The organism is Amycolatopsis viridis (assembly GCF_011758765.1).
In the GTDB taxonomy this organism is placed as follows: Bacteria; Actinomycetota; Actinomycetes; order Mycobacteriales; family Pseudonocardiaceae; genus Amycolatopsis_E; species Amycolatopsis_E viridis.
This window is the reverse complement of sequence record NZ_JAANOU010000001.1, coordinates 889,957-913,008: the sequence shown is the minus strand read 5'-3', so window position 1 is coordinate 913,008 and position 23,052 is coordinate 889,957. Positions and strand designations below refer to the sequence as shown.

The 23,052-nt window shown below is 70.4% G+C and carries 23 protein-coding genes; 16 read left to right on the top strand and 7 right to left on the bottom strand.

All coding sequences use genetic code 11. The features are described from left to right. Positions 1 to 22 precede the first annotated feature (22 nt). The gene (locus FHX46_RS04615; protein ID WP_167110950.1) at positions 23 to 1,078 is read left to right on the top strand and encodes an SDR family oxidoreductase; all 1,056 of its coding nucleotides are present in this window, start codon (positions 23 to 25) and stop codon (positions 1,076 to 1,078) included. Between the two features lie 42 nt (positions 1,079 to 1,120). Here FHX46_RS04615 and FHX46_RS04610 read toward each other — a convergent pair whose 3' ends face one another. Beyond that, complete coding sequence (locus FHX46_RS04610; protein ID WP_167110948.1) at positions 1,121 to 4,540, bottom strand: choice-of-anchor D domain-containing protein; 3,420 nt, start codon at positions 4,538 to 4,540, stop codon at positions 1,121 to 1,123. Between the two features lie 180 nt (positions 4,541 to 4,720). Here FHX46_RS04610 and FHX46_RS04605 point away from each other — a divergent pair, with 180 nt between their 5' ends. The 4 genes from FHX46_RS04605 (at position 4,721) to FHX46_RS04590 (ending at position 9,207) form a co-directional block, all read left to right on the top strand. Next, positions 4,721 to 4,984, top strand: a complete 264-nt coding sequence (locus FHX46_RS04605; protein WP_167110946.1) for a glutaredoxin domain-containing protein — start codon at positions 4,721 to 4,723, stop codon at positions 4,982 to 4,984. 39 nt (positions 4,985 to 5,023) lie between these two features. Beyond that, a complete protein-coding gene (locus tag FHX46_RS04600; protein WP_167121114.1) occupies positions 5,024 to 5,599 on the top strand; it encodes a TetR/AcrR family transcriptional regulator in 576 nt (191 codons plus the stop codon). Between the two features lie 102 nt (positions 5,600 to 5,701). Next, complete coding sequence (locus tag FHX46_RS04595; protein WP_167110944.1) at positions 5,702 to 6,241, top strand: hypothetical protein; 540 nt, start codon at positions 5,702 to 5,704, stop codon at positions 6,239 to 6,241. 215 nt (positions 6,242 to 6,456) lie between these two features. Next, positions 6,457 to 9,207 (top strand): PQQ-dependent sugar dehydrogenase, encoded by a 2,751-nt coding sequence (locus tag FHX46_RS04590; RefSeq protein ID WP_390622581.1) that lies wholly within the window; start codon positions 6,457 to 6,459, stop codon positions 9,205 to 9,207. Between the two features lie 51 nt (positions 9,208 to 9,258). Here FHX46_RS04590 and FHX46_RS04585 read toward each other — a convergent pair whose 3' ends face one another. From FHX46_RS04585 to FHX46_RS04565, 5 genes are all read right to left on the bottom strand, one after another. Then, on the bottom strand, positions 9,259 to 10,101 hold the full coding sequence (locus tag FHX46_RS04585; RefSeq protein ID WP_167110941.1) for a MurR/RpiR family transcriptional regulator: 843 nt from the start codon (positions 10,099 to 10,101) through the stop codon (positions 9,259 to 9,261). Next, positions 10,098 to 11,138 (bottom strand): zinc-dependent alcohol dehydrogenase family protein, encoded by a 1,041-nt coding sequence (locus FHX46_RS04580; RefSeq protein ID WP_167110939.1) that lies wholly within the window; start codon positions 11,136 to 11,138, stop codon positions 10,098 to 10,100. The genes FHX46_RS04585 and FHX46_RS04580 overlap by 4 nt, the downstream gene beginning before the upstream one ends. Before the next feature lie 19 nt (positions 11,139 to 11,157). Beyond that, a complete protein-coding gene (locus FHX46_RS04575; RefSeq protein WP_167110937.1) occupies positions 11,158 to 11,970 on the bottom strand; it encodes an LLM class flavin-dependent oxidoreductase in 813 nt (270 codons plus the stop codon). An 80-nt stretch (positions 11,971 to 12,050) separates the two neighbouring features. Further along, positions 12,051 to 12,737: a metal-dependent transcriptional regulator gene (locus FHX46_RS04570; protein WP_167110936.1), complete on the bottom strand. Its 687-nt coding sequence runs from the start codon at positions 12,735 to 12,737 to the stop codon at positions 12,051 to 12,053. A gap of 42 nt (positions 12,738 to 12,779) precedes the next feature. Further along, positions 12,780 to 13,220, bottom strand: a complete 441-nt coding sequence (locus tag FHX46_RS04565) for a GNAT family N-acetyltransferase (protein WP_167110934.1) — start codon at positions 13,218 to 13,220, stop codon at positions 12,780 to 12,782. Between the two features lie 102 nt (positions 13,221 to 13,322). On the opposite strand from FHX46_RS04565, the gene FHX46_RS04560 reads away from it, so the two are divergent. The 11 genes from FHX46_RS04560 to FHX46_RS04510 all read left to right on the top strand — a co-directional run bounded on the left by FHX46_RS04560 (position 13,323) and on the right by FHX46_RS04510 (position 21,735). Then, positions 13,323 to 13,727, top strand: coding sequence for a hypothetical protein (locus FHX46_RS04560; protein ID WP_167110932.1), 405 nt, complete (start codon positions 13,323 to 13,325; stop codon positions 13,725 to 13,727). Between the two features lie 9 nt (positions 13,728 to 13,736). Next, entirely contained in the window at positions 13,737 to 14,366 is a 630-nt protein-coding gene (locus FHX46_RS04555) for a DUF3558 domain-containing protein (protein ID WP_167110930.1), read from the top strand. Beyond that, complete coding sequence (locus FHX46_RS04550; protein WP_167110928.1) at positions 14,366 to 14,581, top strand: hypothetical protein; 216 nt, start codon at positions 14,366 to 14,368, stop codon at positions 14,579 to 14,581. Before FHX46_RS04555 ends, FHX46_RS04550 begins: the two co-directional genes overlap by 1 nt. Before the next feature lie 30 nt (positions 14,582 to 14,611). Beyond that, complete coding sequence (locus FHX46_RS04545) at positions 14,612 to 15,016, top strand: hypothetical protein (RefSeq protein ID WP_167110926.1); 405 nt, start codon at positions 14,612 to 14,614, stop codon at positions 15,014 to 15,016. Positions 15,017 to 15,025: 9 nt separating this feature from the next. Next, positions 15,026 to 15,655 (top strand): DUF3558 family protein, encoded by a 630-nt coding sequence (locus FHX46_RS04540; protein ID WP_167110924.1) that lies wholly within the window; start codon positions 15,026 to 15,028, stop codon positions 15,653 to 15,655. Between the two features lie 41 nt (positions 15,656 to 15,696). Beyond that, positions 15,697 to 16,935 carry a hypothetical protein gene (locus FHX46_RS04535; protein WP_243871224.1) on the top strand — a complete coding sequence of 413 codons (1,239 nt, stop codon included), beginning with the start codon at positions 15,697 to 15,699 and terminating at the stop codon, positions 16,933 to 16,935. 4 nt (positions 16,936 to 16,939) lie between these two features. Next, positions 16,940 to 17,686: an ESX secretion-associated protein EspG gene (locus FHX46_RS04530; protein ID WP_167110922.1), complete on the top strand. Its 747-nt coding sequence runs from the start codon at positions 16,940 to 16,942 to the stop codon at positions 17,684 to 17,686. An 849-nt stretch (positions 17,687 to 18,535) separates the two neighbouring features. Further along, positions 18,536 to 19,243, top strand: coding sequence for an enoyl-CoA hydratase/isomerase family protein (locus FHX46_RS04525; protein ID WP_167110920.1), 708 nt, complete (start codon positions 18,536 to 18,538; stop codon positions 19,241 to 19,243). Continuing rightward, positions 19,240 to 20,730 carry an AMP-binding protein gene (locus tag FHX46_RS04520; RefSeq protein WP_167110918.1) on the top strand — a complete coding sequence of 497 codons (1,491 nt, stop codon included), beginning with the start codon at positions 19,240 to 19,242 and terminating at the stop codon, positions 20,728 to 20,730. The genes FHX46_RS04525 and FHX46_RS04520 overlap by 4 nt, the downstream gene beginning before the upstream one ends. Beyond that, complete coding sequence (locus FHX46_RS04515; protein WP_167110916.1) at positions 20,721 to 21,362, top strand: TetR/AcrR family transcriptional regulator; 642 nt, start codon at positions 20,721 to 20,723, stop codon at positions 21,360 to 21,362. Before FHX46_RS04520 ends, FHX46_RS04515 begins: the two co-directional genes overlap by 10 nt. A 43-nt stretch (positions 21,363 to 21,405) precedes the next feature. Continuing rightward, the gene (locus FHX46_RS04510; RefSeq protein ID WP_167110914.1) at positions 21,406 to 21,735 is read left to right on the top strand and encodes a hypothetical protein; all 330 of its coding nucleotides are present in this window, start codon (positions 21,406 to 21,408) and stop codon (positions 21,733 to 21,735) included. Positions 21,736 to 21,837: 102 nt separating this feature from the next. Here FHX46_RS04510 and FHX46_RS04505 read toward each other — a convergent pair whose 3' ends face one another. Continuing rightward, on the bottom strand, positions 21,838 to 23,007 hold the full coding sequence (locus tag FHX46_RS04505) for an acyl-CoA dehydrogenase family protein (protein WP_167110912.1): 1,170 nt from the start codon (positions 23,005 to 23,007) through the stop codon (positions 21,838 to 21,840). Positions 23,008 to 23,052: the final 45 nt, after the last annotated feature.

Genomic DNA, 23,052 nt, shown 5'->3' with positions numbered 1-23,052 from the left:
GAGCCCGGCGCACGCTGGGATCATGAGCAACGAACGCAAGGTCGCCCTGGTCGCCGGGGCGAACGGGGTCATCGGTCGCAACCTCGTCGAGCACCTGGTCTCGCTCGGTGACTGGGACGTCGTCGGGCTGTCCCGGCGCGGCGCACCGGACCGCGGGCGCGTCCGCCACATCGCGGTCGACCTGCTGGATCCCGCCGGCACGCGGGACGCGCTCGCCGGGCTGACCGACGTGACCCACGTCTTCTACGCCGCCTACCAGGACAAGCCGACGTGGGCCGAGCTGGTGCCGCCGAACGTCGGCATGCTGGTCAACCTCGTGGACGCGATCGAACCCGTCGCGCGCGGGTTGCGGCACGTCAGCCTGATGCAGGGCTACAAGGTCTACGGCGCGCACCTCGGCCCGTTCCGGACCCCGGCGCGCGAGGACGATGCCGGGCACATGCCGCCGGAGTTCAATGTGGACCAGCAGAACTTCCTGGAACAGCGACAGCAGGGCAAGGCGTGGACGTGGTCGGCGCTGCGGCCGTCGGTGGTGTGCGGGTTCGCGCTCGGCAACCCGATGAACCTGGCCACGGTGATCGCGGTCTACGCGTCGATCTCGAAGGAACTCGGGGTGCCGCTGCGGTTCCCGGGCAAGCCGGGCGCCTACACCTCGCTGCTGGAGATGACCGACGCCGGTCTGCTCGCGAAGGCGACGGTGTGGGCGGCGACGGACGAGCGCTGCGCCAACCAGGCGTTCAACATCAACAACGGTGACCTGTTCCGGTGGAGCGAGCTGTGGCCGAAGCTCGCCCGCTGGTTCGATCTGGAGGTCGCACCGCCGCTGCAGATGTCGCTGGAGACCGTGATGGCGGACAAGGAACCGCTGTGGAACGCGATGCGCGACCGGTACGGGCTCCAGCCGTCGTACGACGAGGTGTCCTCGTGGCGCTTCGGCGACTTCGTATTCGGCTGGGACTACGACGTGATCGCCGACGGCTCGAAGGCCCGGCGGTTCGGTTTCCACGAGTTCGTCGACACCGAGGGCATGTTCCTGTCGATCTTCGACGAGCTGCGCAAGCGCAAGGTCATCCCGTGAGCAGCGGGGAGGCCACCCGGGCGGATGGCCTCCCCGCTCACCTCAGTAGCGCCGGTCCACGACGGATCCACTGGGGTACCACTGGATGTAACCCCACTGGAAGTTGTTCCGCCGCCCGCCGTCCGCGGCGAACTCACCGGAGGTCGGGTAACCCAGGTAGGACTTCTCCCAGCCCAGCCGCGCCCAGCGGTCCCGGATCGCGCCGTAGAGCTCGTGCGCGCCGGTCGACGGCGACCAGTAGATCGACGCCGACTTGCTGAAGTGGTTGAACCGGCCGGTGCCGTCCGGGGCGACCAGCTCGTCGGTGGCCGGGTAACCCAGCGGTCCGGCCTCCCAACCGGTCTGCTGCCACACCTGCCGGATCGCACCCCAGATGTTGTGCGCGCCGCCGGACGGGGTCCAGTAGATCGAGCCGTCCTTGCTGAAGTGGTTGAACCGGCCGACACCGTCGGGTGTGCCGAGCTCGTCGGTCACCGGGTAGCCGAGGCCGCCGGCCTCCCAGCCGAGCGCGGCCCACTTGTCCCGGATCTGGCCCACGATCGCGTGGGCGCCGGTGCTGGGCGACCAGTAGACCGAGGCCGACTTGCTGAAGTGGTTGAACCGGCCGGTGCCGTCCGGCGTGACCAGCTCGTCGGTGACCGGGTAGCCGAGGCCGCCGGCCTCCCAGCCGAGCGCGGCCCACTTCGCCCGGATCGCGCCCTGGACGGCGTGCGCCCCGGTGGCCGGCGACCAGTAGATCGACCCGCCGGCGGCCTGCTCGAAGTGGTTGAACCGGCCGATGCCGTCCGGCGTGACCAGCTCGTCGGTGACCGGGTAGCCCAGCGTGCTCGACGGACCGCCCATCGCCTTGTACTTGGCGAGGATGTCCCCCAGCACGGCGTGCGGACCGGTGTTCGGCGACCAGTAGATGGTGCCGCCGCGGAAGTCCTGCGCCTCACCGCCGTTGGCGGTCGGGTACTGGCCGGACACCGGGTCGCTCAGGACCGAACCCCGCGCACCGCCGAGCTTGTTGTAGTAGTCGGTGATCGGGTCCATGTTCCCGGTCAGGGTCACGATCTGCGCGCCCCGGCCGTCGTCGCCGGTCACCTGGTACTGCGCCGTCGCCGGGTAGGCGTCGGTGGGCGTGAACGTCACCGTCTGCTGCAGCTCGTCGCCGGGCGCGAGGACCTGGCCCTCCGCCAGCGGTGTGTCGGTGTGGAACACGCCCTCGGGCGCCTTGGCCTTGGTGACGGTCAGCGGCACGGTGCCGGTGTTGGCGATCGTGAACGTCTTCGTCACCGGTTTGCCGACCGGGACGATGCCGTAGTCGACCAGTTCCGGCTCGAGCGTGAGCTGCGGCTGTCCGGACAGCGCCGTCGCCTTGAGCGGGACGGTCACCGAACCCTGGTCGCTGGTCACGCTGAACTTCGAGCTCTCCGCCACCCCGCTGTCCGTGCCGCTGGTGGGCGTGTAGACGACCGAGACGGTCAGCGACGCGCCCGGTTGCAGCACGGTGCCCGCGGCGGGCAGGTTCTCCGACGTGAACGCACCGGTGGGCGCGGTGACCCCGGTGATCGTCTCCGGCGTGGTGCCGGTGTTGACGATGTTGACGCCGAGTTCCTTGGCCGCGCCGGTGCGCACGGCGCCGAAGTCGAGCGCGGACGGGTTCGCCCCGAGGCCGGGCTGGGTGCCCTGGCCGTGCAGGTCGAGCGCGGCGGTGCCGGCGTCGGTGGTGAAGGTCAGGCTGCCGGTGGCCCCGCCCCACGTGGTGGGCGTGAACTGGACCGGGACGGACAGCGTCTGGCCCTTCGTCAGCGTCACCGGCGTGGTCAGGTTCACCGAGAACGGCGCCTCGGTGGACACGCCGGTCACCGTCAGGTCCCGGTTCGCGGTCACCGTGACCGTCGCGTTCGCCGTCTGCCCGACCGGCACGGAGCCGAAGTCGTAGGGCTTGGTGGCGAGCACCGCGGTGGTCGGGCGGCCGAAGCCGTACAGCTTGCCCTCGCGGGTGCCCGCGTAGACGCGGCCGCCGTCGGTGCCGGGTACGGAGAACTTGCTCGAGGTGCCGATCGGAGCCGAGTACCGGAGCTTGAGCACGCCGTTGACCGGCACCGGGTCGTAGGCCCGCAGCTGGGCGTTCGCCCCAGTCGGGCCGGTGGTGTAGATGACCCAGACCAGCGCCGAACCGGATGCGGTGCCGCTCGAGGTGACCACCGGCGAGCCGGAGGTGTAGCCGAAGTTGTCCGCGGTGTTGCCGACCGAGGTCAGCGATGGAGCGGCCGAGTTGTACTTGAACGCGCGCAGCGGGCCGCCGGCGCCGACGACGTAGACGTAACCGCCGTCGCCGCCCCAGAACGCCGGGCGGCCCCAGACACCCTGGAACGGGCCGGTCACGCCGACCACGGCGTCGCCGCCGTTCGGGCCCTGGCCGGAACCGCCGAGGTGGTCGGCGTCGAGCAGGTACAGGCGCCCGTCCTTGCCGATCTGCACCACCATGCGCGGGTGGTTGGTGTTGCCGTACCGCGACGGGATCGCCATCGGGCCGCCCGACCCGAGGTCGGCGTCGTCCTGGTTGAGCTTGGTGTTGTCGTGCGGGCTGAAGAAGCTGACCGGCGTCAGGTTGCCGTCCGCACCGACCTGCAGCCGCACGACGGATTCGCCGAGCGTGGCCGGCGGCTGGTCACCGGGGCCGGGCGCGGGTGCGACGCCGTTGCCGGTGGCCACGATGATCCGGCCGGGGCCGTCGGAGACCAGACCCGATCCGGACTGCCAGATGCCGCCCTCGTCGGAGGCGGCGGCCTCGGTCGCCCACATCGCGGTCTGCGCGCCGCTGGTCGCGTTGACACCCACGACGTAACCGACGTACGGGGTGCGGTCGCAGTGGCTGGCGAAGCCCAGGTAGACGACGCCGTCGAGCAGCAGCAGGCCGGGCCGCTGCATCGCGGTCATCGGGTTGAACGGGACGGCCGGGTTGTTGCTCGGCGCGCCCTTGATCGTGGCCGGGAAACCGGAGCGTTCCGCACCGGTCTTGGCGTCCAGCGCGTGCAGGTACCAGTGCGGGTGCTGGGCGTCCGGGCCGTCGTCGACCTTGGCGGTGAAGTAGACCGTGCCGCTGGACGGGTCGTAGACCGGGGTCGAGGTGACGCCGATGTTCGGCGCCAGGTCCTGGCAGCTGACGGTAGCCGCGGCGAAGGGCTTGCCGAACGAGGCGTGCCACTTCTGTGCGCCGGTGACCGGGTCGAGGCCGTACGCGTGGTTGTTCTCGGTGGCCGCGATGACGACCCCGTTCGCGACGATCGGCTGGGCGTAGATCTGGCCGTCGAGCTGGGCCGCGAACAGCTGGCCGAAGTCGGTGGCGCTCACCTGTGACGGCGCCAGCCCGGCCTCGTCGTCGTCCCAGCCGGTGCGCAGAGCGTCATGGCCCGCCGTCACGTTGTCCGCGAAGGCGACCGGCGTGCCGGCAGCGACCAGCGCACCGATCACGAAGAGTAACAGAATTCGGGCAGAGTGGTAGTACTGTCGAAACAACGGGCCTCCCGTGCCACGCTGAAGCGGGACGGGTTCGTCACGCTGCGCCTGTTTTTTCGATCTATCACCCTTTCGTGTTACTTGTCGCAAGATCACTGCTCGGCAACGATCCCGGGTGCCGGTTAACCTGGACGTATGAACACTGAGCGCGCGGTCGAGTTCTACTGGCGCCCCGGCTGCGGCTTCTGCATGGCGCTGCGCGCGGGCCTGGAGCGGGCCGGCCTGCCGTTCACCGAGGTGAACATCTGGGAGGAACCGGGCGCAGCCGAGCGCGTGCGCGAGGTCGCGAACGGCAACGAAACGGTGCCGACGGTGTTCGTCGGCCCGGCCGCGATGGTCAACCCGAGCGTGGCCGAGGTCCTCGCCGCAGTGCGCGAGCACGCCCCCGAACTGCTCTGATCCGCCGTACCTACCCGTAGGTACAGTGATGCCGTGGACATGCCGGACACCGCCGAGCGCCTGATCCGCAGCACGCAGGAGCTGCTGTGGGACCGCGGATACGTCGGCACCAGCCCGAAGGCCATCCAGCAGCACGCGCAGGCCGGCCAGGGCAGCATGTACCACCACTTCGCCGGCAAGGCCGACCTGGCGCTCGCCGCCATCCAGCGCAGCGCCGCCGAGCTGCGGGCCGAGGCCGAGACGGCGCTCGGCGGCCGGGGCACCGCACTGGAGCGCATCGACGCCTACCTGCTGCGCGAACGGGACATCCTGCGCGGCTGCCGGCTCGGGCGGCTGGCCCAAGACCCGGACATCGTGGCGAACGAGGACCTCCGGCAGCCGGTGCACGAGACGTTCGACTGGCTGCGGCAGCGGCTCGCCGGGGTGGTCGCCGACGGTGTGCGCCACGACGAGCTGCCCGCGGGCCTCGACCCGGACGCCACCGCGGCAGCCATCGCGGCGGTCGTGCAAGGCGGCTACGTGCTCGCTCGCGCCACCAGCTCCCCCGACTCCTTCGCCCGTGCCATTGCGGGCCTGCGGCAGTTGCTCGGTGCGATTTCCCAGCACCGACAGTAATGCAGGCAGCATTTTCGCTGCCCCAACAGCTTTACCTTCACCCGGTTGCGGTACAAATGCGCGCAACTGTGGGTATGACTTCGCGTTCGAGAGGTGGGTCCGGTGAACGACGAAGTGTCGGTGGCCGAACTGCTGGAACGCGAGGGCCGGACGGAAGAGCCGCGGGCGCCGCGTTCCCGCTTCCAGGTGGTGGCGGTCATGCTGGCGGTCGTGCTGGGCTGCGGGCTCGCCGCGATCCTGGTCAAGGTCGGCGCGGACACGCCGACCGGCACCGACTCGGCACTGATCAGCCTCCCGGCCGGGCCCACCGGTGGCCTCGGCGGCGGCGGTGTTCCGGAGAACCCGAAGCCCACCGAACGCACCAACAGCTCGTCCCGCATCGTGGTCACCAACGAGTCCCGCGGCCCGCTCGAGCCGGGCGAGGGCATCCCGCGGTCCACGAAGGCGGGTGCCGAGACCCCGACCGGAACGGTCACCGTCACCGGTTCGGCCGTACCCCCGTCGTCGGGCGCGCTGCCCACCCCCACGCCGGGCCCGGGCAGCGCGAGCCAGACCGGCACGCCCACCGGCCGCGTCACCACGACCACCCCGCCGCGGTGGACACCGCCGAGCTGCACGCTGTGGTTCCTCTGCGGGCGATGACCAGGGCCGGCGCACCGGCTTGACTGTCCACAACAGACCGGAGCGGCCAGCGAGAGCGCTTTCATGAAAAACCTCTCGCATCACGGATCAATAACTCGTGGCAACGAAAGCCCCCTTCCGGGCGAAGAGGAAGCGAACGCCCGGAAGGGGGATACATGCACTCTCGGTGGCCAATCAGACGTCTCTTCGCGCTCCTCGGCACCACACTGATCACGTTGGGCCTGGTTACGGCGCTGTCGGCGCCGCCGGCCGCAGCCGCCCCGCCGCCCGGCTTCGCGCTGCTGGACCAGCCGACCGGGCAGAACGCCTTCGACCTCACCGATTTCGCCTACCTGCCCGACGGTGGCTTCCTGAGCACCGGCAAGAGCGGCAAGCTCAACTGGACCGCCGCCGACGGCACGACCACCCGCACCCTGCGCGCCCTGAGTGTGCGCAACCAGGGCGATCTCGGCCTGGTCAGCGTCGCGGTGGCACCCGACTACGCCACCTCGAAGACCATCTACCTGATCCGTTCGGTGCCGTCCGGCAGCACCTTCACGCTGCGGCTGGCGAGGTGGACGGTCACGGGTTCGCCCGAGCCGTCCGGGATCACCGGCGAGCAGACGCTGATCGACCTGCCCGGCGGCTCCGACGTGCACGGCATGACCGGCCTGATCGCCGCCGCGGACGGCACGCTGTGGGTGTCGACCGGCGACAACGCCGACTACACCCGGGTCGACGAGAACGCCCTCAAGGCGGTCGACCGCGACAGCCTCCAGGGCAAGATCCTGCACCTCACGGCCACCGGCGCCGGTGTGCCGGGCAACCCCTACTACGACGCCGCGAACCCGGCATCGGCCCGCAGCCGGGTGTTCGCCAGCGGGTTCCGCAGCCCCTTCCGGTTCGGCCTCGATCCCAGCAGCGGCCTGCCCGTCGCCGGTGACGTCGGCTGGAACGAGTGGGAGGAGCTGGACCTGGTGCAGCCCGGCCGCAACTACGCGTGGCCGTGCTGGGAGGGCAACCACCGCACCCCGGGCTACGCGGACCTGCCGGGCTGCGCGTCGGTGACCAACACACCGCCGCTGTGGGAGTACCACCACGGGAACGCCACCAACCAGGGCAACAGCGTCACCGCCGGGATCGTCTACACCGGATCCAGTTACCCGGCCGAGTACCGGGGCGCCTTCTTCTTCGGCGACTACGTGGGCAAGAAGCTGTGGACCGCGCGCTGGGATTCGGCCGGCACGCTCACCAAGGTGCCGCAGGACCCACCGCTCGCCACCGGAATCGGTGGTCCGGTCAAGTTCGCCGCGGCACCGAACGGCGACATCGTGTACGCCGACATCTACAGCGGCAACCTGCGCCGGCTGAGCTACGTCACGGGCAACACGACCCCGGTGGCGAAGGCGGCCACGACGGCCGACCCGGCCACCCGCACGGTGACCTTCGACGCGTCCCAGTCGACCGACTACGACGGCGACGCCCTGACCTACGCGTGGGACTTCGGCGACGGCGCGACCGGCAGCGGCGTGACCGCGACCCACCGGTACCCGGGCGACGGCCCGTACACTGCGACGCTGACCGTGCGCGACCCGCTGGGCGGGTCCGGCACCACGTCGTTCACCGTGGCACCGGCCAACCACACCCCGGTGATCACGCTGACCGAACCGGCCGCGAAGGACTTCGCGATCGGCGAGCAGGTGTCGCTCGCGGCGACCGCGACGGACGCCGAGGACGGCCCGCTCCAGGTCAACTGGACCAGCACCGTGCTGCACTGCCCGGAAGAGGCGACCTGCCACTCGCATCCCGGCGTCGGGGCGAGCGGCTCGGCCTTCCGCCTCCCGTTCACCGACCACCCCGATTCGCGCATGGTCCTGACCGCCACGACCACCGACAGCGCGGGCGTGTCCACCAGCACCAGCTACACGGCCTGGCCGCGGCGGCACCGGCTGACGCTGAAGTCGAACGTGCCCGCGTCGCTGCAGATCCCGTCCGAGGGCGGTGTGAACAGTGCGCTGGTCACCGAGGGCGTCACACTGGACGTGGTGGCCGCGGAGACGGCCGCGGACGGGGTGTCCCGGTTCACCGCCTGGGCCGACGGTCCGGCGGCCCGGACCCGCACGCTGACGGTCACCGCCGACTCGACGCTGACTGCGAACTACGCGACGGCGATCGACCAGCGGTACACGAGCGACCCCGCCGTGCGGGCGCTGCTCGGCGCGCCGGCCGCACCGGAGGTGCAGGACGGCAACGTGCGGTACCGGGTCTACGCGCACGGCCGGATGTACTGGTCCGCGCAGACCGGTGTGCACGAGGTCCACGGCGCGATCCTCGGCAAGTACCTGGAGCTGGGCGGTCACACCCGGTTCGGCGCGCCGGCGACGGACGAGCTGACCACGCCCGACGGCACGGGCCGCTACAACCACTTCGCCGGCACGCCGGGCACGCTGGCCGCCTCGGTGTACTTCTCGCCGGGCACCGGAGCCCACGCCATCTGGGGTGTGATCCGGCAGAAGTGGGCGGAACACGGCTGGGAGGCGGGCCCGCTCGGCTACCCGGTCACCGATGAGCTGTCCACTCCGGACGGTGTGGGCCGCTTCAACCACTTCAGCCGGGAGGGTTCTGTCTACTGGACGCCCGCGAACGGCGCCCACTCGGTCTGGGGCCTGATCCGGCAGGTGTGGCAGCAGACCGGCTGGGAAACCGGCCCGATGGGCTACCCGGTCACCGACGAGCTGACCGCGCCGGACGGGCGGGGCAAGTACAACCACTTCGACAAGGCGGCATCGATCTACTTCTCGCCGTCGACGGGCGCGCACGAGGTGTACGGCGCGATCCGGCAGCGATGGGCCGCGCTGGGCTGGGAACGCTCCTACCTCGGTTATCCCACCTCCGGCGAGTTCCCCTCCGCCGGCGGCCGCCGCAACAACTTCCAGTGGGGCTACATCCAGTGGTACCCCAGCGGAACAGTCACCGACCGGCGCTAGTGAACCGGGCCGACCGGGGCCGCCCTCCGCGGAGGGCGGCCCCGGTCGCCGTCAGTGGTAGAAGCGCAGGGCGTCGAGCAGGGCGTGGTCCGGCTTCGGATCGCCCAGCCGGATCGCCACCTCGGTGACGAGGGCCTGGGCGAGGGCGGTGAGCGCGGTCAGCGAGCGGCTGCGCGAGACCCCGCTGGTTTCCGCGTAGAGCGCGACGTCCGCGGTCCCGGCCAGTGGCGCGGCCGGGTTGTCGGTCAGCGCCACCACCGGCAGGCCGGTTTCCCCGGCGTATCCGGCGGCTCGCACCGTGTCGGCAGCGTAGCGGCGCACCGAGATCGCGAGCAGCACCTCGCCCTCGTGTAGTTCCGCCAGCTCGTCCGGCAGCGAACCGCGGCCGAGCTGGTGCACGGCGGGCCGGATCTCGTGCAGTCGTTGCGCGGCCAGATCGGCCACGCCGCGTGACTCACGCAGCCCGATGACGTGCACCCGTGGCGCGCCGGCGAGCAGTTCCACCGCGCGCAGCCAGGACGGGCGGTCGATGCGGCCGAACGTGCGGGCGAGGTTGGCCTGTTCCTGTTCCAGCGCCGCGGACAGCAACCCGCCCGGCGACTCCACCTCACCGGCCTGTTCGGTGCGCCGCGCGAGCTGCGCCTGCTCGGCGACCCACCCGCGGCACAGCTCCATGATGTCGGGATAACCGGGCAGCCCCAGCATGTTCGCGAACCGGGTCACCGAGGACTCGCGGACCTCCAGCAGCCGTGCAGCCTCCGCGATGCCGCGGTAGGCCGTGCCTTCCGGATCGGCGAGCAGCAGGTGGGCGATGCGCAGCTGCCCGCCGGCCAGTGCCGGCAACCGGCCACGGAGCAGCTCCGCCAGCTCCTGGTAGCTCCCCGGCGCCCTCACACTCGCAGCTCCACGACGGTGACCCCGGCGCCCCCGGCCGGATCGTCCATCGCCATCAGCGCTCCCGGCGCCTCGTCCAGGGTGATGCGGCGGCCGACCAGCGCATCGAGGTCCATTGTGGACCGATCGATCAGCGCCAGCATCTCCGGGTACTCGTGGGCCTGGATACCGTGGCTGCCGAGCAGGACGAGCTCGTCGGCGATGACCCGGTGCATCGGGATCGGCGGAACACCCAGCCCGGGCGGCAACAGCCCGACCTGGACGTGGCGCCCGCGGGGTCGCAGGCTCGCCACCGAAGCCGCGCAGGTCTGCGGAAGACCGGCGCAGTCCAGGGAGACGTGCGCACCGCCGCCGGTGATCTCGCGGATCGCGGTGGCGGTGTCCGCACCGGCTTCCAGCGCGGCTTCGGCGCCGAGTTTCGTCGCCAGCGCAAGGGCTTCCGGTGCGATGTCGACCGCCACCACCCGCGCGCCCGCGGCGACGGCGAGCATGACCGCGGAGATACCGGCACCGCCGCAGCCGTGCACCGCGACCCATTGCCCGGCGCGCACCTGGCCCTGGCGCAGCACGGCGCGGAAGGCGGTGCCGAAGCGGCAGCCGAGTGCGGCGGCGGTGGTGCCGTGGAGGTGCCCGGGCAGCCGGACGAGGTTCACGTCGGCGTGGTCCAGGGCGACCAGTTCGGCGAAGGAACCCCAGTGCGTGAACCCGGGCTGCGTCTGGTGGGCGCAGATCTGCTGGTTGCCGCTGACGCACTGCTCGCACGAGCCGCAGGCGCACACGAACGGGACGGTCACCCGGTCCCCAGGCCGCCAGTGACGGACCCGGTCGCCGGCCGCGACGACCCGGCCGGCCAGCTCGTGGCCGGGGACGTGCGGGAGGGTGACGTCGCTGTCGTGGCCGCGCCAGGCGTGCCAGTCGCTGCGGCACACGCCCGTCGCCTCCACCGCGACGACCACTCCGTCCGGGGCCGGCGCCGGGTCGGGGAGGTCGCGGACCTGCGGTGGTGCTCCGAACTCGGTGTAGACGACAGCGCGCACCCCGCCACCCTACGTCGCGTCAGCGGTCCTTGAGCAGTTCGACGACGCGGGCGAACTGGTCGGCGTGGCCGGAGTTGATCGTGACGTAGGAGATGCCGAGCTCGTCGCGGCGGCGGAGGAGGGTGTCGGCGGCCTGGCGCGGGGTCCCGGGCAGGACGGAGACCGAGCCGTGGGCGGCCAGCTCCTGGACGGTGGTGCCGAGGTAGCGTTCGAGCCAGGGCGCCGGTTCGTCGCCGACGGCGAGCAGGTTCATGGCGAGTTCCACGTCCCGGTCGCCGGCGGCCTCGCGGACGGCACCCACGAGGTCACGCGCTTCGTCCTCGGTGGCGCGGGGTGACCACGCCACGGTCACCGCGTCGGCTTCCCGCCCGGCGAGGGCCAGCATCCTGGGTCCGCCCGCGGCGAGCAGGAGTTTCGGCCGGTCCGGCTGGGTCTTGAGGTACCGGACCGTTTCGCTGATGTGGTCGAGCCGCTCCCGGGGTGTGCCGGGTTCGACGCCGAGTTTCTCCAGGTGGCGGCCGGCGTCCGGGCGCCCGGTGCCGAGCCCCAGTTCGAACCGGCCGCCGGTGAGCCGGTGCAGGCTGTCCGCCTGCCAGGCCAGCAGGCGCCGGTCGCGGAACTTGTCGACGGCGACGAACGTCCCGACGTGCAGTTCGGTGGTGACGGCCGCGGCGGCAGACAGGGCGGTGAAGGGGTCGAGCCCGGTGAGCGGGTCCGGCGAGACGAGGGTGTCGAAGCCGTGGGCCTCGGTCTTCCGGGCGAGGCGGGTCCAGTCATCCAGGCCGTTCGCCTGCCCGGCGACCAGGCCGAAGCGGAAGGGTTTGTCGGTCATGCGGTCGAGGATGACCCCGGGCGGCGGCTCCCCGCGTCCGCCGGTTGTCGACTCCGCGTGCTACGTCGGAAGGCGCACGGTCAGTACACGGCGACGCTCAGCGCCTGCGCGATCTCCTTGCCCAGCGCGTGTGTGGCCGCCTCGGGACCCGATCCCACCTTCACCACCAGCGACCCGCCGAACGGCTGCCGTTCCACCACCTCGATCCGCTCACCGAGCGCGATCGCGTGGTCGGCGAGGTACCGCAGCATGTCGGGATCGGTGTCCCACACGCGGACGATCTGCCCGACCGCGCCCGGCTCCATCTCGTCGAGCAGGCGCGTCGGCACCTCCTCGACGCTGCCGTCGGCCGCCGGGATGGGGTCGCCGTGCGGGTCGCGCACCGGGTTGCCGAGCTTGGCCGCGATGCGCTCGATGAGCCGGTCCGACACCGCGTGCTCGAGCGCGTCGGCTTCGCCGTGGACCTCGTCCCAGGTGTAGCCGAGCTCCTGGACCAGGTAGGTCTCGACGAGCCGGTGCCGTCGCAGCACGCCGCGCGCGAGCCGACGGCCCTCCGGGGTCAGCGCGATGCCGCGGTACGGAACGTGCTCGACGAGCCCCTGCTGGGCGAGCTTGGTGACCATGCCCGACGCGGACGAGGGACTCACCTCGAGCCGGCCCGCCAGGGTGGCGTTGGTGACGGCCTCACCGCGCTCGACCAGGCCGTAGATGACCCGGATGTAGTCCTCGATGGACGAGGAGGGCGAGCGGTGCGGACTGTCGGACATGGCAACAACTCTACGTGCGGGACGAGCCGGAGTCAGCCTTGCCTAACTCGGCGCCCACCGGTAGCGGATCCACCCCGGAACCGGCTGCGCGCCGAGCTGGGCGTAGAAGGCCGCGGCCCGGTCGTTGCCTTCCTGCATGTCCCACTCGACCCGCCCGTCGGTCCGCGCGCGCAACGCGCCGAGCAGCTCGTTCCCGAGCCCGTGACGGCGGTGCTGGGGGCGGACGTACAGGTCGTCCAGCCAGATACCCGGCCGTCCCTCCCAGGTGGAGAAGTTCCAGGAGCAGAAGGCCATCCCGGCGACCGCCCGCTCCCCCGGCGGCTCCGCGATCAGGACCCACGCCTTCGGCTCCGGACCGAACAGGTGCTTCGTCATCTCGGCGCGGTCCAGCACGAGGGTGTCGTTGCCCTCGTACCGGGCGTGCTCCTCGATGAGCGCGCAGATCTCCTCGACGTCGGCCACCTCGGCTTCTCGTACCGGCATGCACCCCATGCTAAGGGGCGATCCGCCCCAACCGGGCGCCATCCATGATCCGTTGCCGCTATGCTCGCCTTGAACTTTGTACTACGCCGGGGGCGGGAGCAGATGAACGAGGGCGAGCGAGCACACACGATCGGCCCGACAGTAGGCGCAGGACTGACCGCCGTGGGCGGCGCGGGGTACCACTTCGACCCCGACCAGATCGCCGAGCTGATCCCGAAGTGGGAGGAGCTGGTCGACGACCTCGACGAGGATTCACAACTGCTGATCGCGGCAGGCAATCTCGCGACCTCCCCGTCTGCCGACCAGCCTGCGCAGGACAACCTGCGAAAGATCGACGCTTCGATCGGCGCCGCAATCGAACACAACCTGAGATTACGTGAATACGCTCAGACGTGGATCGACATGCTGAGGCGAGCAAACGGGACTTACCGGCAGCAAGACAACGAGGCCCAGAAGGGCCTGGCCGGGCCCTCCGAGCACCCGAGCGGCAGCGGGCTTTACCAGTAGGGAGCACCAGTGGGGAAGATCGAGACAGCGGGCCGGCTGGTCCTCGTGTCCACGACACTCTTGGCGGCTGCGGCATGCTCTGCCGGCGGCGCGACTGGCACAGCTGCCAGCACCAGCGCCGCCGCAGAACTCTCGAGTTCCCCTGCGCCGACAGGGGAACAGGCGCCACCCATTCCGAACCCACTCGACCCAGCGGGCCTCGTTAAGGATCCGTGCCGCAGCTTGACTGTCGCACAGGCCGCCGATATGGGCGTGCAAGAGCGCGGAACCAAAAAAGAGGTCGGCATCGACGACATTCAAGGCTGCGACTGGAAATTTGGCGCCAATCTTGAGTGGAAGATTCAGGTTGCCTACGCTGTCCCATACGCCAGGAACGGGGTGCAGAACCTGTACGACCAGAACGCCGCAGGAAAATTCGCGAACGGCTATTTCATGCCTATTTCGATCAGCGGATACCCTGGCGTATTCAGTGGCCGAGCCGATACCAGACCACACGGGCGCTGCGACCTCAGCGTTGGAATCAACCCGGAGATGTTCGTGATGGTTGGCGTCACCGGTCAACGCGACAAGGACAACTGCAAAGCCGCATCCACGGTTGCGGAACGGATCATCTCGACGATCAAATCCGGGGGGAATTGATGACCGGCACCGCGCTGGGTTCCACAGGTTCGCTCAGCGAGATGACGGCCCAGCAAATCTACGACAACTTCCATAACGCTGTCGGCACCGCGGCCTCGAGGAAGCCAACAAACAGGCACGTCGAGACCTGCGCCACCTTGACGCCCCGCACCGCCATGGGTGATTCGTCCGAACCGGTCGCCATGGATGATCCGTTGCCGCTATGTTCCCCTTGAACAGTGTACTACGCGGGGGGTAGGGAGCAGATGAGCGAGGGCGACCGGGCGCACACGATCGGTCCGACAGTAGGCGCAGGACTGACCGCCGTGGGCGGCGCGGGATACCACTTCGACCCCGACCAGATCGCCGAGCTCATCCCGAAGTGGGAAGCGCTGCGCGACGGGATCGACGAGGATTCGCAGCTACTGACCGAGGCGGGCCGAATCGCCACGTCCCCGTCGGCCGACCAGCCCGCGCACGACAACCTGCAAAAGATCGACGCTTCGATCGGCGTCGCAATCGAATACAACATGAGATTGCGCGAATACGCTCAAACGTGGATCGACATGCTGAGGACGGCGAACGGGACCTACCGGCAGCAAGACGACGAGGCACAGAAGGGTCTGTCCGGGTCCCCCGAGCGGACGCGCGGCATCGGGCTTGACCAGTAGGGAGCACCAGTGGGGAAGATCGAGGTAGCGGCCCGGCTAGTCGTCGTGTCCACAGCAATCTTGGCGACTGCGGCATGCTCTGCCGGCGGCGCGACTGGCACAGCTGCCAGCACCAGCGCCGCCGCAGAACTCTCGAGTTCGCCTTTGCCGAAGGGGGAACAGGCACCACCTATTCCGAATCCGCTCGACCCTGCGGGCCTCGTCGAGGATCCGTGTCACAGCTTGACTGTCGCACAGGCCTCCGATCTGGGCGTGCAAGAGCGCGGCACCAAAAAAGATGTCGGCATCGACGACATCAAAGGCTGCGACTGGAAATTTGGCGCCAACCTTGAGTGGAAGATTCAGGTTGCCTACGCCGTCCCGCATCCCAGGAACGGGTTGCAGAATTTGTACGATCAGAACACCGCAGGGAAGTACGCGAACGGCTACTTTATGCCCACCTCGATAAGTGGATACCCGAGCGTGTTCAATGGCCGAGCCGATACCAGGCCGCACGGGCGCTGCGACCTCAGTGTCGGAATCAACCCGGAAATGCTCCTCGATGTCGCCGTCACCGGTCGAACCGATAAGGACAACTGCACAGCTGCGTCCACGGTTGCGGAACTAATCATCACAACAATCAAATCCGGGGGGAATTGATGACTGGCGCCGCGCTGGGTTCCACAGGGTCGCTCACCGAGATGACGGCCCAGCAGATCTACGACAATTTCCACAACGCTGTCGGCACCGTGGGCCTTGAAGAAGCCAGCAACAATATCACGCAGGTGATGCGCAAGTATCAGGACCGCAGTCGGTTGATCGGAACCGTCTCGAAGATGATGCGAGAGGGCTGGACCGGCGACGCCGCCGACGCCGCGTCGAAAAGCATCAGCCACTTGGCGTGGTCCCATGTCGAAGCCGCGAGCGCCATGAACACCGCGAGTAGCCTCATCAGCAGCCAGACTCAGGCATTTCACGACACCAAGAACAGGGTCGTCCCGGTGCCGCAGACGTTCATGACGCCGATGACGCTGGGTCAGCAGATCTTCTACGACTCCAGCTTCCTCCAGACGACCCAGGCCGCCGTGGCGAACGAGGCCGCGAAACGGAATGTCGAGGCCATGCGAGCCTGGACGACGACCTCCGGTGACAACGGCTCGAAAATGCCCACCTCCTACGGCACCCTCGACGCGGGTGTCCTCGGCGTCACGCAGAGCTCGCCGAGCGAGGTCGCGGTTGAGCACAAGCCGACGAGTGACGGTCCACGCCTCGGAGGCCCTGGGGGTGCTTCCCGAGGGGGCGGCGGCGCTGTCACCGGCGGCACCTCGTCCCTGTCGGGGCCGTACCGGGCCCCGACGGGGCAGGCGCCGGCCGACGCGCGCACCGTCGCTGCGGACGCCGCGTACGCACCGTCCTCTTACAACCCGCTCCCGCCGGGCAGCAACCCCGGCAGCTACGGCTCGTCGGGCGGCGAGGGGGTCCCCGGATACGGCAGCTCAGCCGGTTATCCCGGTGCCACGCCGCCGGGAGAGCGGTTCGGGGCAGGCGCCGGGCGTGGCGGGATCGCTTCCGGGCGTGGGTTCGGACCGGGAGCGGGCGGCGCCGGAGGACGCTCGGGCGGCGCCGGGCGCGGCTTCGGGCCTGGGAGCGGAGGCGGCGGCAATTCGCTGACCGGAGGCAAGCGGCTCGGCGCGGCAAGCCCGGCCGGGGCGGGCGAGTCGTTCGCCCGGAGTGGCGCGGCGGGGCGCGGTGGTGCTACCAGCGGCCCGGGCGCGATGGGCGGCGGCGCGGGCAACCGCGGCAAGGGTGAGGACGACAAGGATCACCAGCGGAAGTACATTGTGGACGAAGACGATCACTTCCAGCTCACCGCGGAGGGCGAGAAAGCGGTCGACCCGATCACGGGCCTGACCGTGTCCCCGCCGGTCCTCGGCCAGTAACGTCATGTGGTTCGCCGAACCGGAACGGTTCCAGGTCGACCTCCTCGCGGCCATGGTCGCCAAGGTCACCGGGAACGAGCTGCACCTCGCGCTCGCGCCGCAGGCCGTGTGGCGGCCGGACGACATCCAGGCCGTCTTCGACCGTGCAGTCGACGCCGCCCTCACGCGGTTCCAGTCGGCCGGCCACGACGAGCCGACCTTCACCGACATCGCGCGCCTGCTCAGCACCCCGGACGAAGCCCGTTTCGGCTGGCTGTCCGACACCACGACCGGCGTCAACCTGTCCGCCCTCGTGGCGGCGAACCACTACTTCGGGCTGGTCGCGGTGCGCGAGGACCGGGAGGTCACGGTCCGCACCTTCCAGCGCGACCGGCTCAGCACAGTGCTCGCCGACATCCTCCCCCAGGACGTCCGGAAGTCATCGGAACCGATGCTGACCGTGCTGCGCAGCGAGGTCCGCGGCGCGCGCCGGGCCGAGCGCAACGGCACCCGGCCGAGCCGTGCCGTCCAGCGCGTCGACTACCTCGCCTCGCTCGAACCGTTCTTCATCGCCGAGCTGTACGCCGAGATGCGGGACCACAGCGGCCGGCCGCGCCAGCCGCGGTTCCCGCTCCACGTCTACGACAACGCCGAAGGGCGCTGGACCGTCCTCGCCACCCCGCACTACGACGACCAGGTCCTCCACCTTGCGCCCGCCACCGCGGCGGACGTCGCCGACCGGCTCGACGACCTGTGCCGGGAACTCCATTAGCTGCGCGAACTGGCGCTCCGGTGGAGCCAGGACTGGCGCCTGCCGGCGACGCACGAGTGGGCACGTTGTCCAGCGGCCTGCGGACCACTGGTGGCATCCCCGGCTGGCCACCATTGGACCATTCGGCAAGGCACGACGGGCCCACTCCCCGATGGGCGAGCGCGAGCGGGCACGTCATCAACTCCGAGATGTCCGCCGACGAGCATCGGTAGCGGGAGCGACCATGCCTGGCGGGCGCGTGAATGGCGCCATCCCTGACGCGGCGAGTGGACACGTCGCGCGGCACCGACCGGGCCACCGTCCAGGCGCAGGCGGATCGACTGGCCCCGTCCAGACGCGGACGGGATGTCTCGCGAGTGTGCCGTTGGGCCACCAGCGGTGTCACCAGACGGTCCGATCGCGGCTCTGCGGTTGGTCCCAGCGTCCCCGCATGAGGTGCGCGCTCATCGCGCCGCCCCACTCGACGGCCGCACGGCTGTCCCCACGGTCCCCACACGAGATGCCCAGCCGTGGTGGAGCAGCTACGTCAGGGCGTGAGCGAGCCGGACGTCGCCGGGCTGCCCACCCAAGCCGCGCTGTCGATGTTCACGGACTCCACGAACCGACTGGCCCCACCGATCCGGGCACGTGCACTCCTGCCCCGCATCGCGCCGAGACGCTGACCCGGATGCTGGCAGAGATCATCGCCTGGTCCGCAGCGCCGGCGCCGCTGCGTGCGGAAGCTCAACCGGTGACCTCCTGAGTCGCAGGTCGGCACCGCACGGCTGACCCAGCGGTCCGTGCGCCGCACCACCCGAACGCGAACCCGCATGCTGGCCGATCGATCGATCGGTCGGCTACGCTCGCCCCATGAGCTCGGTGGACCTCGAGATCGACGGCGACGTCGCACACATCTGGCTGAACCGACCGGAGCGGCTGAACGCCGTCGCGCCGCGGCTCGTCGACGACCTGCTCGCCGCGCTCGGCGACGTGGGCGACACGAAGGCCGTGGTGCTCGGCGGGCGTGGCCGGGCGTTCTGCGCGGGCCATGACTTGAAGGAGAACCCGCAGGGCGACTCCCGCGCCCGCATCGAACGCCTCCAGGACGTCACCCGGCGGCTGCGGGCCCTCCCGCAGCCGGTGATCGCCGCCGTGCACGGGTACGCCATCGGCGCCGGGGCGGAATTCGCGCTCGGCTGCGACCTGGTGCTCGCCGCCGAGGATGCCGTCTTCGCGTTCCCCGAGGCGAGCCTCGGCCTGAGCGTCACCGGCGCCGCTTCCCGCCTCCTGCCCCTCCTCGTCGGACCGCTCAAGGCGAAAGAACTCCTCCTCCTCGGCGACCGCATCGACGCCCGCACCGCGCACGAACTGGGCCTCGTCAACGCCGTCGTCCCGGACGTGCACGCCACGGCGCTCGACTGGGCCCGCCGCATCCCGGCCCACCCCACGGCCACCCTCGCCAAGCGCGCGCTCGACGCCGGCATCGACAGCGCCCTCGACCAGGCCCTCGAGCTGGAGGTCAGCCACGCTCTGATCACCGAGCACCTCCCCGGCACTGCGCTCGGCAGCCGCGCATGATCCCTGACGACCTCGCCTCCCTCGTGCGCCGTGCGGCGCGGCTGTGGCCGGACCGCACCGCCTGGCGCTTCGACGAAACCGGCACCCGCTTCACCTTCGCCGACATCGACCGCGAGACCGACCGCCTCGCCGGCTCGCTCGCTGCGCTGGGCACCCGTCCCGGCGACCGCGTCGCCGTCATGCTCCGCAACGAACCCGCCTTCCCGCTGCTCTGGCTCGCGCTGGCGAAGATCGGCGCGGTCCTGGTGCCGGTCAACACCAACTACCGCGAGCTCGACGGCGCTCACGTGCTGCGCCACTCCGGCGCCCGCATCGCTGTCGCCGCGCCCGAGTTCACCGACCTGCTCACCCGCATCGGTCCGGCCACCGTCGTCACCCCGGACGAGCTGCCCACCGGTGCACCACCCGAGCACCAGCCGGCGGCCGAGGCGCCCACCAACATCCAGTACACCTCCGGCACCACCGGCGCCCCGAAGGGCTGCGTCCTGCCGCACCGCTACTGGACGACGCTCGCGCGCAGCCTCGTCGAGGACTTCCCCCACCTCACCGCCGACGACCGCATCCTCACCGCACAACCGTTCCACTACATCGATCCACAGTGGAACGTCGCGGCCGCCCTCGCCGCGGGTGCCGAACTCGTGGTGCTCGACCGCTTCCACCCCAGCACGTTCTGGCCCAAGGCCCGCGAGCACGAGGTCACCTGGTTCTACTGCCTCGGCCTGATGCCGACCCTGCTCCTCCGCCAGCCCGCCGGTCCCGGCGACCGCGACCACCGGGTGCGCTCCGTCATGGCCTCCGCGATCCCGCGTGATCTGCACGCCGAACTGGAGGACAGGTGGGGCGTACCCTGGTACGAGGCGTTCGGCATGACCGAGACCGGCGGCGACATCCGGGACCGCCCGGCCGACCACCGGCCCGGCAGCGGCTGCATCGGCCGCCCCATCCGCGAGCGCGAGGCGATGATCGCCGACGAGGAGGGGCGGCCGGTCCCCCGCGGCGGCACCGGCGAGCTGCTCATCCGCGGTGTCGGGCTCATGCACGGCTACCACGACGATCCGGAGGCGACCGCCCGCGCGTTCTCGGGCGGCTGGTTCCACACCGGCGACCTGGCCACAATGGACGCCGAGGGCCGCGTCTACTACGTGGGCCGGACGAAGGACATGATCCGCCGCAGCGGCGAGAACATCTCCGCCGACGAGGTGGAGCGCGCCCTGCTGCTGCACCCCGCCGTCGAGCTGGCGGCGGTGATCGCCGTGCCGGACGACCTGCGGGGGGAAGAGGTGAAAGCCTTCGTCGTCCCGGCTCGCGACACCACCCCTGGCGAGCTGGCCGAGTTCTGCGCGACCCAGCTGGCCTACTTCAAGGTCCCGCGGTACTGGTCGCTGACCGCCGAGCTGCCGCGCACGCCCTCGGAGCGCATCGCGAAGGGCAAGCTGTCCGCCCTGGACACCCCGACCTACGACCGGGTGGCCGAGGCATGGCTCTGACCACCGAGCAGCGCGTCCGCCGGGCAGCGGTGAAACTGTTCGCGACGAAGGGGTTCCACGGCACCGGCATCCGGGACCTGGCGCAGTCGGCGAAGATCTCCAGCGCGAGTCTTTACCACTACATGGGCACCAAGGAGGACCTGCTCGTCGGCATCATGCGGGAGTGCCTCGACCGGCTGTTGTTGGCGGCGCGCCAAACACTGGAGACCGTCGACGACCCGGCCGGAGCGCTGTCCGCCCTGGTCACGCTGCACGTCATGGCGCACGCGGCGCAGCCGGACGAGACCCGGGTGGTGGACCACGAGGTCGGCGCCCTGTCCCGCTCCGCCCGGCGGGACATCGTCGCCCTGCGGGACGAGTACGAAGCCATCTGGGCGGACACCATCGCTGCGGGCGTCGCGGCGGGCGTGTTCGACGCCCCCGACCCGGCCGTGACCAGGCTCGCCCTGCTGGAGATGTGCACCGGCGTGGCCCGCTGGTACTCACCGCGCGGTCCACTGCCGCTGGACCGCCTCGCCGCCCGATATGCCCAGCTCGCGCTGCGCATGCTGGATTGCCCCGCTTCCCCCGGCGCGGGGGCCGCCGAACGGGCTCGCGAGGTCGCGGCGAGAGTGTGGCGCACACGGCCCTAGCTGGGGTCTTGCCGACTCGGCCGGGCTGAGGGACCCTCGAAGGGTGACTGAGCGAACGATCCAACTGGAACTGGACGAGCAGGGTCTCGCGTTGGGACTCCCTGCTCCGTCGCACCCTCAGGATCATGTCCACGATGTGCCCTACCGTCCCGTGCAGTTCCGTGACGACGACCTGCCCACCGCGCTCGAGCGGTGCGCGCACTGGCTCAGGTCGGCACAGGAGTGGCTGGGTGAGCCGGTGGATGTGGTCTCCATCCACCTCGACTACGACGACCGCGAAGGCGCGCCGTACTACGACCTGAAGCTCCTCTGCAACGAGGAGGACCTGGCCGGGGCTCCGCGCGCACTGCGGGACGCCGAGAACGAATCCTGAGACAGTTCCCGAAAAAAGGCGCCTCGGGGCCGCTTCCGGAACTTCCGGAGGCGGCCCCGAGGTGGTATTTCCGACGAGTCGATCACGCGGGCGGGGTCGGCCTCAGCCCAGCGCACCGCCGATCTTGACGTGCCCCTTCAGCAGGTTGCGGGCGATCGTGCGGCGCTGGATCTCGTCCGTGCCCTCGTAGATGCGCAGCAGCCGCAGCTCGCGGTACCACCGCTCGATCGGCAGTTCCCGCGTGTAACCCATGCCACCGTGGATCTGCAGGACCCGGTCGACGATTTCGTTCGCCTTGATGCCGCCGTACAGCTTCGCGATGGACTGCGCGTGGCGCGAGTCCATTCCGGAATCGACCTGCCACGCCGCGTGCAGCACCAGCCAGCGCAGGGCTTCCAGCTCGACACCGGAGTCGGCGATCATCCACTGGATCGCCTGCCGGGTCGCGATCGGCGCCCCGAACGTCTCGCGCGTGTTGGCGTGCTCGATCGCCATCGAGATGAGCCGTTCGCAGGAACCGATGGCGCGGGCCGGCAGCAGGTAGCGGCCACGGCCGATCCACTGCATCGCCAGCGCGAAGCCGCGGCCCTCCTCGCCGAGGATCTGGCTCTCCGGCACCCGCACCTCGTCGAAGACCAGTGACGCCGGACCCCACTCGCCCATCGTGTCGATCGGCTCGGACTTCCAGCCCATGTCCCGGTCGACCAGGAAGCAGGTCACCCCGCCGGCCGCGCCCTTCGCCGGGTCGGTGACCGCGAACACCATGGCGAAGTCGGCCTCGTTGCCGCCGGTGATGAACGTCTTCTCGCCGTTGATGATCCAGTCCGCGCCGTCCTTGCGGGCGGACGTGCGGATGTTCTTGGCGTCCGAGCCCGCACCCGGCTCGGTGATCGCGAAGCACGACTTGCGCTCGCCGGCGATCGTCGGCAGCAGGTAGCGCTCCTTCTGCTCGTCGTTGGCGTGGAACAGGATGTTGTCCGCAGCGCCGCCGAAGCGGAAGGGCACGAACGTGCGGCCGAGCTCGGCCTCGAGCAGCGCGGTCATGACAGCCGACAGGCCCATGCCGCCGTACTCCTCCGGTGTCTGCACGCCCCAGAACCCGGACTCCTTCGCCTTGAGCTGCAGCGCGGCCAGCTCGTCGGAGGTGAGGCCGGGCTCGTTGCGGCGCTCGCGGCGCAGCACCTCGGGTTCGAGCGGCATCAGCTCACGCTGCACGAACGTGCGCACCCAGTCGCGCACTTCCCGCTCTTCGGTGCTCAAGCTGAAGTCCATCGTCGGCCCTTCTACTAAGCGCTTGCTTACTACCCAGACTAGCGC

Excerpts from the sequence above, each read along its gene's own strand:
- FHX46_RS04615 (WP_167110950.1), top strand. The coding sequence starts at position 23 with ATGAGCAACGAACGCAAGGTCGCCCTGGTCGCCGGGGCGAACGGGGTC.
- FHX46_RS04605 (WP_167110946.1), top strand. The coding sequence starts at position 4,721 with ATGAACACTGAGCGCGCGGTCGAGTTCTACTGGCGCCCCGGCTGCGGC.
- FHX46_RS04600 (WP_167121114.1), top strand. The coding sequence starts at position 5,024 with ATGCCGGACACCGCCGAGCGCCTGATCCGCAGCACGCAGGAGCTGCTG.
- FHX46_RS04575 (WP_167110937.1), bottom strand. The coding sequence starts at position 11,970 with ATGACCGACAAACCCTTCCGCTTCGGCCTGGTCGCCGGGCAGGCGAAC.
- FHX46_RS04570 (WP_167110936.1), bottom strand. The coding sequence starts at position 12,737 with ATGTCCGACAGTCCGCACCGCTCGCCCTCCTCGTCCATCGAGGACTAC.
- FHX46_RS04565 (WP_167110934.1), bottom strand. The coding sequence starts at position 13,220 with ATGCCGGTACGAGAAGCCGAGGTGGCCGACGTCGAGGAGATCTGCGCG.
- FHX46_RS04560 (WP_167110932.1), top strand. The coding sequence starts at position 13,323 with ATGAACGAGGGCGAGCGAGCACACACGATCGGCCCGACAGTAGGCGCA.
- FHX46_RS04550 (WP_167110928.1), top strand. The coding sequence starts at position 14,366 with ATGACCGGCACCGCGCTGGGTTCCACAGGTTCGCTCAGCGAGATGACG.
- FHX46_RS04545 (WP_167110926.1), top strand. The coding sequence starts at position 14,612 with ATGAGCGAGGGCGACCGGGCGCACACGATCGGTCCGACAGTAGGCGCA.
- FHX46_RS04535 (WP_243871224.1), top strand. The coding sequence starts at position 15,697 with ATGACGGCCCAGCAGATCTACGACAATTTCCACAACGCTGTCGGCACC.
- FHX46_RS04530 (WP_167110922.1), top strand. The coding sequence starts at position 16,940 with ATGTGGTTCGCCGAACCGGAACGGTTCCAGGTCGACCTCCTCGCGGCC.
- FHX46_RS04525 (WP_167110920.1), top strand. The coding sequence starts at position 18,536 with ATGAGCTCGGTGGACCTCGAGATCGACGGCGACGTCGCACACATCTGG.
- FHX46_RS04520 (WP_167110918.1), top strand. The coding sequence starts at position 19,240 with ATGATCCCTGACGACCTCGCCTCCCTCGTGCGCCGTGCGGCGCGGCTG.
- FHX46_RS04515 (WP_167110916.1), top strand. The coding sequence starts at position 20,721 with ATGGCTCTGACCACCGAGCAGCGCGTCCGCCGGGCAGCGGTGAAACTG.
- FHX46_RS04505 (WP_167110912.1), bottom strand. The coding sequence starts at position 23,007 with ATGGACTTCAGCTTGAGCACCGAAGAGCGGGAAGTGCGCGACTGGGTG.